At 69.9% G+C, this 14,590-nt stretch carries 12 protein-coding genes; 5 read left to right on the forward strand and 7 right to left on the reverse strand.

Annotated elements, in window-relative coordinates; genetic code table 11:
- Positions 1 to 41: 41 nt before the first annotated feature.
- From proB to rplU, 4 genes are all read right to left on the reverse strand, one after another.
- Entirely contained in the window at positions 42 to 1,163 is a 1,122-nt protein-coding gene (gene proB / locus SSPN_RS0114610) for a glutamate 5-kinase (RefSeq protein WP_010695773.1), read from the reverse strand.
- Positions 1,160 to 2,650, reverse strand: coding sequence for a GTPase ObgE (obgE, locus tag SSPN_RS0114615; protein ID WP_044572924.1), 1,491 nt, complete (start codon positions 2,648 to 2,650; stop codon positions 1,160 to 1,162). Before obgE ends, proB begins: the two co-directional genes overlap by 4 nt.
- A gap of 213 nt (positions 2,651 to 2,863) precedes the next feature.
- Positions 2,864 to 3,121, reverse strand: coding sequence for a 50S ribosomal protein L27 (gene rpmA / locus SSPN_RS0114620; protein WP_010695777.1), 258 nt, complete (start codon positions 3,119 to 3,121; stop codon positions 2,864 to 2,866).
- Between the two features lie 14 nt (positions 3,122 to 3,135).
- Positions 3,136 to 3,444, reverse strand: coding sequence for a 50S ribosomal protein L21 (gene rplU / locus SSPN_RS0114625; protein WP_010695780.1), 309 nt, complete (start codon positions 3,442 to 3,444; stop codon positions 3,136 to 3,138).
- A 418-nt stretch (positions 3,445 to 3,862) separates the two neighbouring features.
- Between rplU and SSPN_RS0114630 the strand changes: the two genes are divergently transcribed.
- The 5 genes from SSPN_RS0114630 to SSPN_RS43835 all read left to right on the forward strand — a co-directional run bounded on the left by SSPN_RS0114630 (position 3,863) and on the right by SSPN_RS43835 (position 10,809).
- The gene (locus SSPN_RS0114630; protein WP_010695782.1) at positions 3,863 to 5,563 is read left to right on the forward strand and encodes a hypothetical protein; all 1,701 of its coding nucleotides are present in this window, start codon (positions 3,863 to 3,865) and stop codon (positions 5,561 to 5,563) included.
- Positions 5,560 to 6,546 (forward strand): glycosyltransferase family 2 protein, encoded by a 987-nt coding sequence (locus SSPN_RS0114635; RefSeq protein WP_010695784.1) that lies wholly within the window; start codon positions 5,560 to 5,562, stop codon positions 6,544 to 6,546. Before SSPN_RS0114630 ends, SSPN_RS0114635 begins: the two co-directional genes overlap by 4 nt.
- A 144-nt stretch (positions 6,547 to 6,690) precedes the next feature.
- Positions 6,691 to 7,263 (forward strand): hypothetical protein, encoded by a 573-nt coding sequence (locus SSPN_RS62145; RefSeq protein WP_337466330.1) that lies wholly within the window; start codon positions 6,691 to 6,693, stop codon positions 7,261 to 7,263.
- Between the two features lie 5 nt (positions 7,264 to 7,268).
- Positions 7,269 to 9,899 (forward strand): arabinosyltransferase, encoded by a 2,631-nt coding sequence (locus SSPN_RS43830; RefSeq protein ID WP_337466331.1) that lies wholly within the window; start codon positions 7,269 to 7,271, stop codon positions 9,897 to 9,899.
- A 178-nt stretch (positions 9,900 to 10,077) separates the two neighbouring features.
- Positions 10,078 to 10,809 carry a helix-turn-helix transcriptional regulator gene (locus SSPN_RS43835; protein WP_010695786.1) on the forward strand — a complete coding sequence of 244 codons (732 nt, stop codon included), beginning with the start codon at positions 10,078 to 10,080 and terminating at the stop codon, positions 10,807 to 10,809.
- A gap of 571 nt (positions 10,810 to 11,380) precedes the next feature.
- Here the strand turns inward: SSPN_RS43835 and SSPN_RS0114650 are convergent.
- The 3 genes from SSPN_RS0114650 to SSPN_RS0114660 all read right to left on the reverse strand — a co-directional run bounded on the left by SSPN_RS0114650 (position 11,381) and on the right by SSPN_RS0114660 (position 14,544).
- Positions 11,381 to 12,877, reverse strand: coding sequence for a carboxylesterase/lipase family protein (locus tag SSPN_RS0114650; RefSeq protein WP_010695787.1), 1,497 nt, complete (start codon positions 12,875 to 12,877; stop codon positions 11,381 to 11,383).
- 43 nt (positions 12,878 to 12,920) lie between these two features.
- Positions 12,921 to 13,529, reverse strand: coding sequence for a TetR/AcrR family transcriptional regulator (locus SSPN_RS0114655; protein ID WP_010695788.1), 609 nt, complete (start codon positions 13,527 to 13,529; stop codon positions 12,921 to 12,923).
- Between the two features lie 106 nt (positions 13,530 to 13,635).
- Positions 13,636 to 14,544 (reverse strand): hypothetical protein, encoded by a 909-nt coding sequence (locus SSPN_RS0114660; RefSeq protein ID WP_044572927.1) that lies wholly within the window; start codon positions 14,542 to 14,544, stop codon positions 13,636 to 13,638.
- Between the last annotated feature and the right edge of the window lie 46 nt (positions 14,545 to 14,590).

Genomic DNA, 14,590 nt, shown 5'->3' on the forward strand with positions numbered 1-14,590 from the left:
CCCAAAGGTGCCCGCCGCCCCGAAAACCCGTTGCGGGCTGCTCAGCGCAGCGGGACGAGGTCGTCGGCGTGGACCACCTCTCGGCGTTGTTCCGCCGGTAGCTCGTGCGTCGAGCGGCCGATCAGGTCCGGGAGTTCCGTCGCGTCGTAGGCGACGACTCCGCGCGCCACCACCTTGCCCACCGGGTTGACCAGTTCGACCACGTCGCCGCCGTCGAAGGCACCCTCCACCGCCGTGACGCCCGCCGCGAGCAGGGAACGGCGGCGCTTGACCACGGCCGCCACCGCACCGTCGTCCAACCACAGGCGGCCATTGGCTCCGGCGGCGTGCGCCAGCCAGAAGCGGCGGGCCGACAGCCTGCTGCCGGTCGCCGCGAACGCCGTGCCGACGTCGGCCGGACCGAGCGCGCGGTCGGCCAGCGCTGCCGAGGTCAGCAGCACGGGAATCCCCGAGGAGCAGGCGACCCTCGCCGCCTCCACCTTCGACGCCATGCCGCCGGTGCCCAAGCCGGACGCGCCGGTTCGACCCGCCCGCACGCCTTCCATGTCCGCGTCGCCGTTGATCTCGCGGATCGCGGAAGCGTCGCCGCGGCGCGGATCCCCGTCATACAGAGCGTCTACATCGGACAGCAGGACCAGCGCGTCCGCCCCCACCAGATGGGACACCAACGCCGCCAGCCGGTCGTTGTCGCCGAAGCGGATCTCGTGCGTGGCGACCGTGTCGTTCTCGTTGACCACCGGCACCGCGCCGAGTCCGAGCAGCCGGTTCAGGGTGCGCTGCGCATTGCGGTAGTGGCCGCGGCGCACCACATCGTCCGCGGTGAGCAGCACCTGCCCGACCGTCAGGTCGTAGCGCGTGAAGGACTCCGCGTACGCGTGCGCCAAGGCCTGCTGGCCTACGCTCGCCGCGGCCTGCTGAGTCGCGAGGTCCTTCGGCCTGCGGCGCAGCCCCAGCGGCGCGATGCCCGCCGCGATCGCCCCGGACGACACCAGCACAACCTGGCCACCAGCGGCGACTCGCCGGGCCACGGTGTCGACCAGCGCCGCCAACCGCGCCGCGTCCAGGCCACCCTTCGTGGTGGTCAGCGACGACGACCCGACCTTCACGACAACGCGCTGCGCCGCCGCGACTGCCTTCCTGGTCGCCGAGAGCTGATCGCTCACCGGCCTTCCTCCTCCTCGACGAACCGGCCGAACTCGTCCAGCGAGCTGCGGCGGGCTTTCTTCGCCGCCTTGCGGTCCGCTGCTGAGATCCGGTCCTCGTGGTCGATGCGCAGGTCGGTGCCGCGGCGGCCGAGCACGCCCGCGACCCCGGCCGGCGTGGACGGCTCCCAGTCGAAGGTCATGTTGCCGATGGTCACCTGGCTGCCGGGCTTAGCACCGCGCTTGGCCAGGGCTTCCTCCACACCGAGCTTCGCCAGCCGGTCGGCGAGGAACCCGATCGCTTCGTTGTTGCCGAAGTCGGTCTGCCGCACCCAGCGCTCCGGTTTCTCGCCGCGCACCACGAACGCGTCCTCGAACTCGGGATCGGGCTCGACGGTGAAGTTGCCGCTGTCCACGGCCGTGGGCCGGACCACCACGCGCGCCGGCTCCGGCGGCGGCAGCTCCGCGCGGTAGCGCTCGACCTCGGCGGCCATCGCGAAACTGAGCTCGCGCAGCCCTTCGCGGGAGGCGGTGGACACCTCGAACACCGGCCAGCCGCGCGCGGCGACGTCCGCCTTGACCAGTTCGGCCAGCTCCTTGGCTTCCGGCACGTCCATCTTGTTGAGCACGACCATGCGCGGGCGGGACGCCAGGTCCTGGCCGCCCTGCTCGGCCTTCAACGCCGGGGTGTACTGCGCCAGTTCGGTCTCCAGCGCGTCCACATCGGACAGCGGGTCGCGACCGGGTTCGAGCGTGGCGCAGTCCACCACGTGCACCAGGACCGCGCAGCGCTCGATGTGGCGCAGGAAGTCCAGGCCCAGCCCGCGGCCTTCGCTAGCACCCGGGATCAGGCCGGGCACGTCCGCCACGGTGAACACCGTCTCGCCCGCGGTGACCACGCCGAGGTTGGGCACCAGCGTGGTGAACGGGTAGTCGGCGATCTTCGGCCGCGCCGCGGAAAGCACCGAGATCAGCGACGACTTGCCCGCCGATGGGAATCCGACGAGGCCGACGTCGGCGACCGACTTCAGCTCCAGCACCAGCTCGGACTGCTCCCCCGGCTCGCCGAGGAGCGCGAAGCCCGGCGCCTTGCGAGCCTTGGACGCCAGCGCCGCGTTGCCCAGCCCGCCACGACCACCGGCGGCAGCGACGAACGTGGTGCCCGCGCCGACCAGGTCGGCCAGCACCTCACCGGCCGCGGTCAGCACCACTGTGCCGTCCGGGACCGGAAGGACCAGGTCTCCGCCCTGCGCGCCGTTGCGCATGCTGCCCTGGCCCGGCTTGCCGTTGGCCGCGCGGGCGTTCGGGCGGTAGTGGAAGTCCAGCAGCGTGTGCACGTTGGGGTCCACGACGAGCTGGACGTCGCCGCCCTTGCCGCCGTTGCCGCCATCCGGACCGCCCAGCGGCTTGAACTTCTCCCGGTGCACCGAGGCGCAGCCATGCCCGCCGTCGCCTGCCGCGACGTGGATGGTCACGCGGTCAACGAACCGCGACACGAATGCCTCCAGGAAAACTCCGGCCGAGCCCGGCCCGGCGAAAACGGTCTTAGCGCTCCGCGCGTGCGAACCAGGGGCGCACGAACGTCACCTACCTCGATGGTGCCGCGCGGGGCGCGATGTTGCCGTGGGGCGTGACCACCCGCACAACGCAAACGACGAGGGGCGGGCCGGACTAGCCGGACCCGCCCCTCGTCGGGAAGTACTTCGCAGCCGAGAGCCGGGTCAGGCCTCGGCCGGCAGCACGCTGACGGCCTTGCGGCCGCGGTAACGTCCGAACTGGACAGTGCCAGCGGACAGCGCGAACAGGGTGTCGTCGTTACCCCGCCCGACGTTGAGGCCGGGGTGGAACTTGGTGCCCCGCTGCCGGATCAGGATCTCGCCGGCCTTGACGACCTGGCCGCCGTAGCGCTTCACCCCGAGGTACTTGGGGTTCGAGTCGCGGCCGTTCCGAGAGCTGGATGCGCCCTTCTTGTGTGCCATGACTACTCAGGTCCTCACTTCGTGATGCCGGTGACCTCAACGCGGGTCAGCTTCTGCCGGTGACCCTGGCGCTTGTGGTAGCCGGTCTTGTTCTTGAACTTGTGGATGCGGATCTTGGGGCCCTTGGTCTGCTCGACCAGCTTGCCGGTCACCGACACCTTGGCCAGCGCGTCGGCGTCGGTCGTGACCTCAGAGCCATCGACGACCAGAAGCGCCGGGAAACTGACCTCGGAGCCCAGCTCGCCCTCGAGCTTCTCGACCTCGACGACGTCCCCGACAGCCACCTTGTACTGCTTGCCGCCGGTTTTGACGATCGCGTACATGAGTCGGAAGTCTCCTGCTGCTCGGTTTCGCTACTTCACCAGGTCTGCGGCGGACGTCCACCTCGACCGCGCGGGGCGAGGATTCCTACCACGCCGCCGGTGCAGCGCCTCGGTGGGTTCCTGTCTCGGCAGCCGAGCCGCACGGGCGACCGCATTCGAAACAGGCGTTTAATCTCTCCGCCCGTCCGGCGGCGAGAAGTTCTCATCCATCATACAGACCGCGTTCCCAACCCCGATCGACCGGGGCCGCAACTGCGGGAAGGACCCGGCCGTGGAGGCCGGAGACGGACGAGCCGCGGCAGCATACGACCACCGGATCCCCGTGGTCAAATCCAGCCACCTGACGTTGGAAGGTGCCGGGCCCTGACCTGCGCTTGCTAACGTGAGTCGCTTATTGATTCGGATCTGGGGACAAAGCGTGACAGACATCGCATCCGACACGAACCGGGGCGAACGCGCCACCCCCGAAGCCCCCGTTCCAGGCCTCGTGCGGCGGTTCGGCCCCCTGCTCCTCGGCCTGTCGGCGCTCGTTCCGCCGCTGATGATGCTTCGGGAAGTGCTGCGCTACCCGCAGATGCACTTCTACGACTACTGGTGGGTCCTCCTCGACATCACCAACGACGACGGGTCGCTGCGCCCGGAGGCACTGTTCGGGTTCCGCAACGAGCACCCGTTCGTGTTGCCCAGCCTGCTGTTCTGGCTCAGCGCCCGGTACGGGCACGGGCTCAACCAGCCGCTGGGGCTGCTGATCATCGTCTTCGGCGTCGTGTCCGTGCTGCTCGTGTGGACGATGCTGCCGAAGTCGCTGAACCCGTGGCAGCGGGCCGGGCTGGTGGCGGCGACCTCGACGCTGGTTTTCAACCCGCACGGCATCCACAACTACGTGCGCTCGATGAGCGGGGCGTCGTGGATCCTCGCGCTGATGCTGGTGCTCGCGGCGCTGCTGGCGATGCAGCGGGAGCACCGGGTGCTGGCGATCGTGTTCGGGTTGCTGGCGTCGATCAGCTACGGCACGTCCTTCGCGGTGTGGCCGGCGCTGGCCCTGGTGGCCTTGCTGCGCGGCGACCGTCGCCGCTCGATCGCGGCCCCGACGGTGGTCGGGGTGCTCGTAGTGGCGTCTTGGCTGGTGCTGCGCGGCCCGCAGGGCGGAGGCGGCAGCTCGCCGACCGACGATCCTGCGCAGGCGCTGCTCGCCGGGCTGAGCATGCTCGGCATGGTGTGGACCGGCACCGAACCGGCGATCGCGCTGATCGCGGGCGTGGCGGGTCTCGCGGTGCTCGCGCTGCACGTCCGGCAGACCGCAGAAGAACGTCGCAGTGCCGCTCCTTGGTGGGGCCTGGCGATCTACGCGGTGGGGTGCGCGGCGATGATCTCCGGTTCGCGCGCCGCGTTCGGCGAGGCCGCCGGGTTGCAGAGCCGGTACAACAGCATGACCGCCGCACTGTGGATCGCGGTGCTGGTGATCGTGGTCGCCTGGCCGCGTTGGCCGAAGATCCGCACCGTCGCGGTCGCGGGCACGGTGCTGGCCACCGTAGCCCTGGGCGCCCCGATGGCGCAGAGCGTGCGGGCCGATGCGCCGAATCAGAACCTGCTGGCCATCGCCGCGCGCATCGGTCACCCCGACGCGTTCGAGGACCGGTTCCCCGAACCGGACCGGCTGCTGCCGCGGCTGCAGGCCCTCGGGCACTACCCGTTCTCCGGCGAGTTCACGCTGGGCTGCCCCGACGGCGTGGAGATCGGCGACCGGGTCAGCACCGCGGACTGGCGGGCCCCCAGCGTCGGCGCGCTGCGGGAGCCCCGGCCGGACGGCCGCGACGTAGTGCTCAACGTGGAGACCGACCAAGTCCAGGGCGGCGCGCGGATGCTCAAGGGCTGGGCCATCTCCGGGATCGAACGCGCCGAGTGCATCGCCGTGCTCGACCAGACTGACACGGTCGTCGGCGGCGGGGTGGTCGACATCCCGCGCTCGGACGCGGAAGCCCAGACGCCCGGCATCGAGATCGGGCTCGGCTTCGAGGCGGTCGCCCCCGCGCAGCCCGGGCTGCTGCGCGTCGCCTTCCACTTCCCCGACGGCTGGTGGATCCGGCCCCTCACGGAAAGTCCGCAGGTCAAGCCATGACAGATGCCGCACCGGAAGTCGAGGTCTCGCTGCTCGCCCCGGCCAAGAACGAACGCGAGAACCTGCCCCGGCTGTTCGCCGAGATCCGCGATGCGATGCAGGAGCAGCACCGGACGTGGGAGCTGCTGGTCGTCGACGACGGCAGCACCGACGACAGCTGGCAGGTGATCGCGGAGCAGGCCCGGCAGGACCCCCGGTTCCGCGGCATCCGGCTGCGGCGCAACTTCGGCAAGGCCGCTGCGCTGGCCGCCGGGGTCGCCGAGGTCCGCGGGAAGTTATTGGTCACGCTCGACGCCGACCTGCAGGACGATCCCGCCGAGATCCCGCGGCTGCTCGCGGAGCTCGACAACGGGGCCGACCTCATCAGCGGGCACAAGGCGCAACGGCAGGACCCGCTGGGCAAGCGGCTGCCGTCGAAGGTGTTCAACTGGGTCACCGGGCTGATCACCGGCCTGAAGCTGGCGGACCACAACTGCGGGCTCAAGGCGGCGCGGACCGAGGTCTACCGGCGCGTGCCGCTGTACGGGGAGCTGCACCGCTACATCCCCGCGCTGGCGCACCAGCTCGGCTACCGGGTCCGCGAGCTCGCCGTGCACCACCGGCCGCGGGTGCACGGCAAGTCCAACTACGGGCTCGAGCGGTACGTGCGCGGCGCCCTGGACTTGCTCACGGTCGTCGCGCTCACCCGCTACGGGCGGCGCCCGGCGCACCTGTTCGGCGGGCTCGGGTTGCTGGCCGGGACGATCGGCACGCTGATCCTGCTCTACCTGAGCGGGGTGTGGCTGTTCACCGACCAGTCGATCGGCACCCGCCCGCTGCTGACGCTGGGGATCCTGCTGGAGATCTTCGCGGTGCAGATGATCTCCGTCGGTCTGCTCGCCGAGCTGGTGCTGCACCGGACCGGGCGGGGCCGGGACGTGGACGTGCTGGTGGCCGACCAGACGACGAACGCGAGCCCGGCTCAGTCCGGTAAGTCGCCGTGAGTGTCCTCGGCGCTGTGCCACCCAGCAGTACTCACGGGTTCTGACCAGCGGGAACACAGGGCGCTGCGGGTATGCAGAAGCGGCCCGGCGAACACGCGAGGGGTGCGCACAACTACGGTCGATCACCGGCCGTATGGTCTCCCCGTGCACCCTGAGTCGGCGAAGAAACTTCGGCTGTACGCCTCGCTGCTCGGGCTCGTCGGCACCGTGCTGGCGTTGCTCGTGCCTTTCCTACCTGTCAACCACGATGTGGTGACACTACGGTGGCCAACCGCGGAAGGCACCAAGTCGGTGTCCGCGCCGTTGGTCGCCTATTCGCCGCTGTGGCTGGACGCGGAGGTGCCGTGCGCTGCCGCGCACGGCCTGGACGCGCGCACCGCGGGGCCGGCAATCCTGTTGAGCACCAACCCGCCGTCATCGGACTACGGCAAGCTGACCGGGCTGACGTTGCAGGTCGACAACGGCCAAGCCGCGCTTTACTCCAAGGGCCAGCAGGTGAGCACCGTGCCGCTGCCGGCCGGTGACTGCGCCATCAACATCCGCGCCGACGCCTCCGGCACCACCGCCGGGATCGGCAAGCAGGTGTGGGCCCGCGTTCTCGGCGACCAGCGCCCCCAGCTGACCGGCATCTACTCGTCGCTGGACAACACCGTCGACGACGTGCGCGGCCTGTCCTTCGAGTCAGCAGCTATGCAACGCCGCTCAAGCTCGTGGTGATCGCCTTGACCATCGCGGCGTTCATCGGCTCCGTGATCTGCCTGCGGCGGCTGGACGTGCGCGCCGGACGGCGTCCGCCGCGGCTGGCCCCGCGCGGCTGGTGGAAGCCGACCTTCCGCGATGCGGCGGTGTGCGCAGCGCTGGTCGTGTGGTGGTTGATCGGCGCGATGACCTCCGACGACGGCTATGTGCTGAGCATGGTGCGGTCGGCGCAGAGCGCTGGGTACATCAGCAACTACTACCGCTGGTTCGCCAACCCGGAATCGCCGTTCGGCTGGTTCTACGAGTTCTACGCGCTGTGGGTGCAGGTGTCGACGGCGACGCCGTGGGTGCGGTTGCCCGCGCTGCTGATGGGCATCGTGAGCTGGCTGCTGATCAGCCGCGAGGTGCTGCCGCGGCTCGGCCAGCAGGTGCGGCGCAGCAACGCCGCCGGCTGGGCCGCCGCCGCGGTGTTCCTAGCGTTCTGGCTGCCCTACAACAACGGGCTCCGCGCCGAGCCGGTCGTGGTGCTGTTCTCACTGCTGGCGCTGTGCGCCGTGGAGCGTGCCGTCGCGACCGGGCGGCTGATGCCCGCCGCGCTGGGCTTGGTCGGCGCCGCGTTGTCGGTGGGCGTCAACCCACACGGCCTCGTCGCGGTGCTGCCCTACATCGCCGCGGTGAAGCCGCTGTTCCTGTTGGTGCGCAAGCGGGCGCAGGAATTCGGCTGGGTGCCGGTGCTGGCGCCGATCTCCGCTTCCGGGTTCGTGATCCTGACGCTGCTGTTCTACGACCAGACGTGGCAGTCGGTCATGGACGCGATGGAGCTCAAGACCACCTTCGGTCCGAACGGCCGCTGGTACGAGGAACTCAACCGCTACAGCCTGCTGTTCAGCCAGAGTCCGGACGGTTCGCTGACCCGCCGGTTCCCGGTGCTGCTGGTGATCCTGTGCCTGACGACCTGCGCTGTGGTGCTGCTGCGGCGTGGCCGCATCCGTGGCGCTGCGCTCGGCTCGAGCCGACGGCTGCTCGCGGTCACCGCGCTGTGCTTCGCCGTGCTGGCCCTGACCCCCACCAAGCACACCCACCATTTCGGCATCTTCGCCGCATTCGGTGGTGCGCTGGCCGCGCTGACTGCGTTGGCGACCAGCACCACCGTGCTGCGCTCCCGGCGCAACCGGGCGGCCTTCGTCGCAGGGCTGATGGTGATCCTGGCGTTCGCCTCCACCGGTCCGAACGCCTGGTGGTACGTCTCGGGCTGGGGCATCCCTTGGTTCGACAAACCGCCGTCGATCAGCGGGCACCAGTTCAGCACGCTGTTCCTGGTATTCGCCGGGATCGCGGGCGTCATCGCGCTGATCGAGCACCTGCGGATCGACGAGAACAACCCGAAGATCGTCGATGAGCGCTGGGACAGCCCGGAGAAGCGCAGCCGGGCGCTGCGGCTCGGGACCGCGCCGCTATCGGTGCTGTGCGCGCTCATGGTGTTCGGCGAGGTTTCGGCGTTCGGCAAGGCCATCCAGGAGCGCGGCGACAGCTACAGCCTGTCCACGGACAACATCAAGCAGCTCACCGGGACCAGCTGCGGCTTGTCGGACTACATCGGGGTGGAGACCGATCCGCAGGCCAGCGTCCTGCCGGTGTCGCCCGAGCAGCCCGCCGTGGCCGCGCCGACTAAGAACTCCGACGTGCCGGTGCCGCCGCGCCGCTTGGCCGATCGGGAGACCGCCGAGCAGTACCTCCAGCCCAAGCAGGTCGGCTTCACCCGGCCGGGCGTGCCCCCGAGCGACGGTGCCGATCCGGATTCGCCGAACTGGAAGCCGCCGCACCAGTTCGGCGGCGACAACGCCCCGGTGTGGGGCAGCTTCGACGAGGCCGGCACGAACACCGGCGAGTTGCGCACTCCCTGGTATGACCTGCCGGAGTCGGCCCGCAACGGCGAGGTGCCGGTGGCCGTGAGCCTGGCGGGCGCGGAGACCGGGGCGAACTTCGTGGTCCTCGAATTCGGTAAGGACACCGACCGGGGCTTCCAGGTCACCGGCCGCTACACCGTGGCGCAGGGGCCGCCGCCCGGGTGGCGGGACCACCGCTACATGCTCGGCGCCGAAGCCGAGGGCGCGACGAAGATGCGGCTGGTCGCGGTCGACCAGGCGCTGGGCCGTGAGGGCTGGCTCGCGGTGACCGCGCCGCGGGTGCCCAAGCTGACGAACATGACCGAGGTCATCGGCGGCAGCGCGACGTTCGTCGAGTGGCCCGCCGCGCTGGTGCATCCCTGCCTGCGGATTTCCGGGCTGTACAACGGGATCGCGGAGATGCCGCAGTTCCGGGTGTCGGCAGGCGAGGAGGTCCGGGACATCGGCGAGGGCTGGTCGTCGCCGGATGCCGGCGGGCCGTTCGGCTGGTTGACCGTGGCGTCCAGCGTCCGAGAGCTGCCGACGTACCTGCGCAACGATCCGCAGCAGGACTGGGGTTCGCTGTTCGTGGTGCACCCGTACGAGGCGGATGCGCTGCCCGCGCAGGCGGCGATGGAGGTGCACTCCGAAACTCACTGGGGCACCTGGTCGCCGGGGCCGCTGACGCAGTCCGTGGAGCTGCCGGGTGACATGCCCAGCTCCGACGACCGCACCGACATCCCCACCTTCGACGACGAGCAGGACTGACCCCGGGCGGGCGTTTTCGATCCGAGTGAGGGGCACCTCCGACCGACTGAGCGGGTCGGGGTGCCCCTCACTCATGCCTGACCAGGTGAGCGGATTGCGATGATGGGTGCCTTTGGCGGCGTGGTCGCTCGCACCCGTCGCGGGTTCTGGTGTCGGGGCGGGTGGGCATCATGGGTCTGTGAGTCGGTATCGCGAGCGGCCGCCGGTCGGAGCGCTGAGCACGGCCATCGCCTGCGTGTGGACGCACGGGGCTGGGTCGCTCGGCTACCTGCAGCGCGTGGTTCCGGACGGCTGCGTGGATCTGATCTGGATGGGCGCCCGGCTCGACGTGGTCGGACCGGACACCACGGCCAGGCTCTCGGCGCTGCCGCCGGGCAGCCGCATCACCGGGATCCGCGCCAAGCCCGGTGCTGCCCGCCTGCTGCTGGGCGATATCCCCGCCACCGAGCTGCGCGATCTGCAGGTCGACAGCCTCGACATCTGGGGCTCCTCGATGCGGGACGTCGTGGGCAGGCTCGGCGATGAGCCGGATCGGGCTGGGCGGATCCTGGAGGAGTTCGCGTTCTCGCGGCTGTCGAAGTACCGGCCCGATCCTGTGCTAGCGCCGGTGGTGGCTGCCCTCGATGCTCCGGTCCCACCCGCGATTCCGGCGCTCGCGGACAGCGTCGGGCTGTCCGTGCGCCAACTCCGACGGCGTGTCGCGGCTGCCGTCGGATACGGCCCGCAGACCCTCGCCGGCGTGCTCCGCTTCCAGCGGGCGACGCGGCTAGGCGTGGGCTCGGGCGGACTCGCGGAGCTCGCTCACGCCAGCGGCTACGCCGACCAAGCGCACCTCACGCGCGAGTTCCGCCGCCTCGCCGGGGTGACCCCGCGCCAGTACTTCAGCCCGCTGCCGCAGAACGGCTCGTGAGTGCTTTGGGCGCAATTGCGGCTGGTTGCGGACTCGCTGTGCGGCGGTGATGCGCCTGGTGTCGCGGCCGTGAAGCGAACGGACCGTCCACCCCGATAGATGTCACGAACGGGCCGTTCACCTCACCCACCCAAGCCCAGCCACCGGACTACTGCCGTGAAGCGAACGCGTGAAGCGAACGGACCGTCCACCCCAATAGACGTCACAAACGGGCCGTTCACCTCACCCACCCCACCCCAGCCACCGGACTACTGCCGTGAGGCGAACGGACCGCCCCACCCCGATAGACGTCACAAACGGGCCGTTCACCTCACCACCCCCACCCCCCCCCCCCCACCCCCCGGACTACTGCCGTGAGGCGAACGGACCCTCCACCCCGATAGATGTCACGAACGGGCCGTTCACCCACATCCATAGCCGGTAGTGCCCTGGATAGCTCGGGTGCGCGCTCCCGCTTGGGCTGACTAACAGCCTCGGCGTTTCAAAGGCGCCAATGCCCCGTGACAACGCCGCACCGCCACATCCCGAACAGCCGCCACAGCACCGCAAGACCACTCACCGCACCTGGTGATCAGGCGAGAGCGTTCCAGAAATCCAGGCGGTGTTCGGCGGCGAAGTCCGTTCCGGTGATCTGTTCCGGGTGCAGTGACTGCACATGCGGATCGGCCGCCGAGAAGGTCTGCCAGCCGGGCAGATCCGGCCCGTTGGGGTCACCGCTGCGCGCGAAGTTCGCCCAATAGCGGTTAATCGTTGCCGCCAGCTGGCGCTGCGCTTCGGTCAGCGGTGCCGGGTTGCCTAGGTCGAACTGATAGGCAACCTCTGCGGAGTGGTGAGCACCGGGCGGGAATCCCGGCGGGAACGGCACGACCGGCGGCGCATCCCGGTCGGCGAATTCGTAGACGTACGTGGTGGTTTCCGCGCTCAGCGCGGTCGCGAGGTCCCACACCGAGCGTGCCCAAGCCGCGTCACCGATCACATCCGCCCAAGCCAGGCTCGGAGTCGCATGCGCGTCAACGGGGTACCGCTCGGCCACCTTGTCGGCTGCGGCGTCGAAGCCGTCTGCGAGCAGCTTGTCGTAGCCGTCGGGCGTGATCGGTTGACCTGCCGCGTCCCAGAACAGCGCCGTGAACAGCCTGGCCTCGTCCCGGGTTCCACCGGCTAACACCGGGACCCGGTGGAACCGCCCACCTGGCAACGCCTGCTCCGGGGACTCCGGCAGCACGGCACCGCCGAAAACTGGCCGACTGAACACCGATGACACGTTGATCAGCTGTTCGACCGGGATGCGGCGCAACTGCTCGATCGCCGACCCCTTCCCCGGCTGCACCCAGCCGAGCTGGCCGACCAGGTGCTCCGCCAACCCCTCGAATTCCACTATGGACAGCCATATGGCCGGCATCTTGGGTGATCCGGGCGCCCAGGCACCGGCCGGGGAGCGCAGCAGCGCGAACCCGCTCTGCACGATCGCCCGGTGGAACAGCCCGGCCGAGCCCGGCGCGACCAGGTGCGCGCTGACGTTGAGCCCGCCGTAGGACTCGCCGAACAGCGTCACATTGCCCGGGTCTCCGCCGAACGCGCCGATGTTTCGCTGCACCCAGCGCAGCACCGCCTGCTGGTCTTCAATCCCGAACCCGCCACCGCCGGCCAGGCCCGGGTAGGCGAAGTTGCCGAAGATGCCCAGCCGCGAATTCGGCGTCACCACCACGACGTCCTCGGCGACAGCCAGCCGATGCGCATCGAAGATCGCGCCCTCGCCGTTGGCCCCGCCGCCGCCGTGCAGCCACACCATGACCGGCTTGGAACCGCCGGTCCGGGGTGCGGTGACGTTGAGGAACAGGCAGTCCTCGTCCAAGCTGGCGATGTCGGCGAAGTCCTGCGGGAGCTGTGGGCATGGGTTGCCCGGCTCGGTCGCGTCGCGCACCTGCGGCCACGGAGCGACGGGTTGCGGTGAGCACCACCGCAGCTCGCCGACCGGTGGCGCGGCGTACGGAATCCCCTGGAACAGCCGGTGCTTCTCGTAGGTCAGCCCGCGCACGCGGCCGGAATCCAGTTCCACGATTTCGTTCATGACACCTCCGTGTCGTTGCGGGACGCCCCGCACCCCAGTCGGCTCAACCCGCTCGGGTGGCCAGATCGAACGTGGTCTCGAGCTCCCGGGCGTAGCGGTCGGCGTCGGCATCGGGCTCCACCCCGAGGCGAAGCGCGACGCCGTCCAGCGCGTGGCGCAACGTCACCGCCATGACATGCGGGTCGAAGTCCCGGAACTCCCCCGACCGCTGACCGGCGCGGAGCAGTTCTCGCATGCCTTCGAGTTCTCGCCGGTGCGGCAACGCCGCATCGTCGCCGCGTTCGTTCAGGAAGATCTCGGTGATCGCCCGGAGCTGCCGGTGGTTCGTGCGGTAGAAGTCCACACTGGACTCGATGAACGCCCGGAGCTGGTCGCGCGCCGTGCCCGCCGCGTCGATGCGTGCTCCCACCAGTTCCTCTGCCGCCGCGTAGACATCGGTGACGACCTGTTGCATCAGCTCGGCCTTGTTCCTGAAGTGGTAGGAGATCATGCCCGTGCTGCTCAGGCCGGCCCGCTTGGCGATCTGCCCGAACGACGCGCGCGAGTAGCCGAGCTCGACGATCGCCTCAATGGCGGCCTCGACGATCTGCGCCCGCCGTCCCCGCTCAGTGAACGATCTATCTTGCTCACTTGAGCTGGAATTTGCTCGCATGAGCTAAATCTAGCACAGGTGAGCAATCCTTGGGCCGCGCGGCCGTGAGTCCTTGGGGCGGCTACGGCGACCTGCTAGGGCGGTCCGAAGGACTCACGGCCCCGGTTCAGACTTGGTCGTAGGCGCGGAGGGTGCGCAGGGCTTCGATCGCCACCCGAGGTCGCCACTCCAGGCGGGTGCCGGGGGCCCACGCGCGCCAGCGGATCGGCCAGCCGCCGTCGTCCTCCTGCAGGCCCGCGAGGTGGTCAAGGCCCTGTGCCATCTCCGCGTCGGAGAACCACGAACGCGCCAGGCTCGTCGGTTCCGGCGCGTAGTCCCAGACGCAGTGCAGCTCACCAAGGGCGTAGCCGGGAGGTACCTCGGCTCGTTCGGGGTGCTGCGGATCAAGCAGCACCAACCCCTGTTCCCGCACGTACTCGCCGAGTCGCTTGGTCGCCGCACGCGCCCGATGCCGATCGGGAACCTGGTCGAGGAACGCCATCGCCGCCTGCACCTCGTACGGGTGACTCTCGGTCAGCCCATCGATCCGCTGCCAGCAGAACTCGGTGGCCCCGGCCAGCCACGGATGCTCGGTTTGGTTCTTGTGCAGCACGCCAGCAAGCAGTCCGGTGGTGAGCAGGTTCCCATCGGGTTCCTCGACTGCCGGCATCCACGGCGCGTGCGGGTAGTCCCGCAGCCGCGTGTCACCGGCGGGCACACCGCCGTCCGGACGCGTGATCGACATCAGGTAGTCGCAGGCCCCCGCAACCGCAGCCCCGTCGCACGCCCCGACCTCGTCGAGGATCATCAGCGCCGTGTAGGTCTGCAACGGCTGGCTGAACGGGCCGCGTGCGTCGGGCTCCAGGGCGTAGCCGTAGCCGCCGTCGGCGCAGCGGTACGCATCGAGCGCTGCCAGCACCCCGTCCGCGCTGCCCTCGGCGAACAAGAACTCGAAACGGCGTTGTTCCAGCACTCGCGCGGTCAGCCAGACGAACTGCTCGACAGCGGCCACGCGCTCGGCGGTGCATCGAATCATGTGCCGACGATAAGAAGAATGGCCGACCCGTTCTTGAACGAATCGG

Source organism: Saccharopolyspora spinosa NRRL 18395 (genome assembly GCF_000194155.1).
Lineage (GTDB): Bacteria > Actinomycetota > Actinomycetes > Mycobacteriales > Pseudonocardiaceae > Saccharopolyspora > Saccharopolyspora spinosa.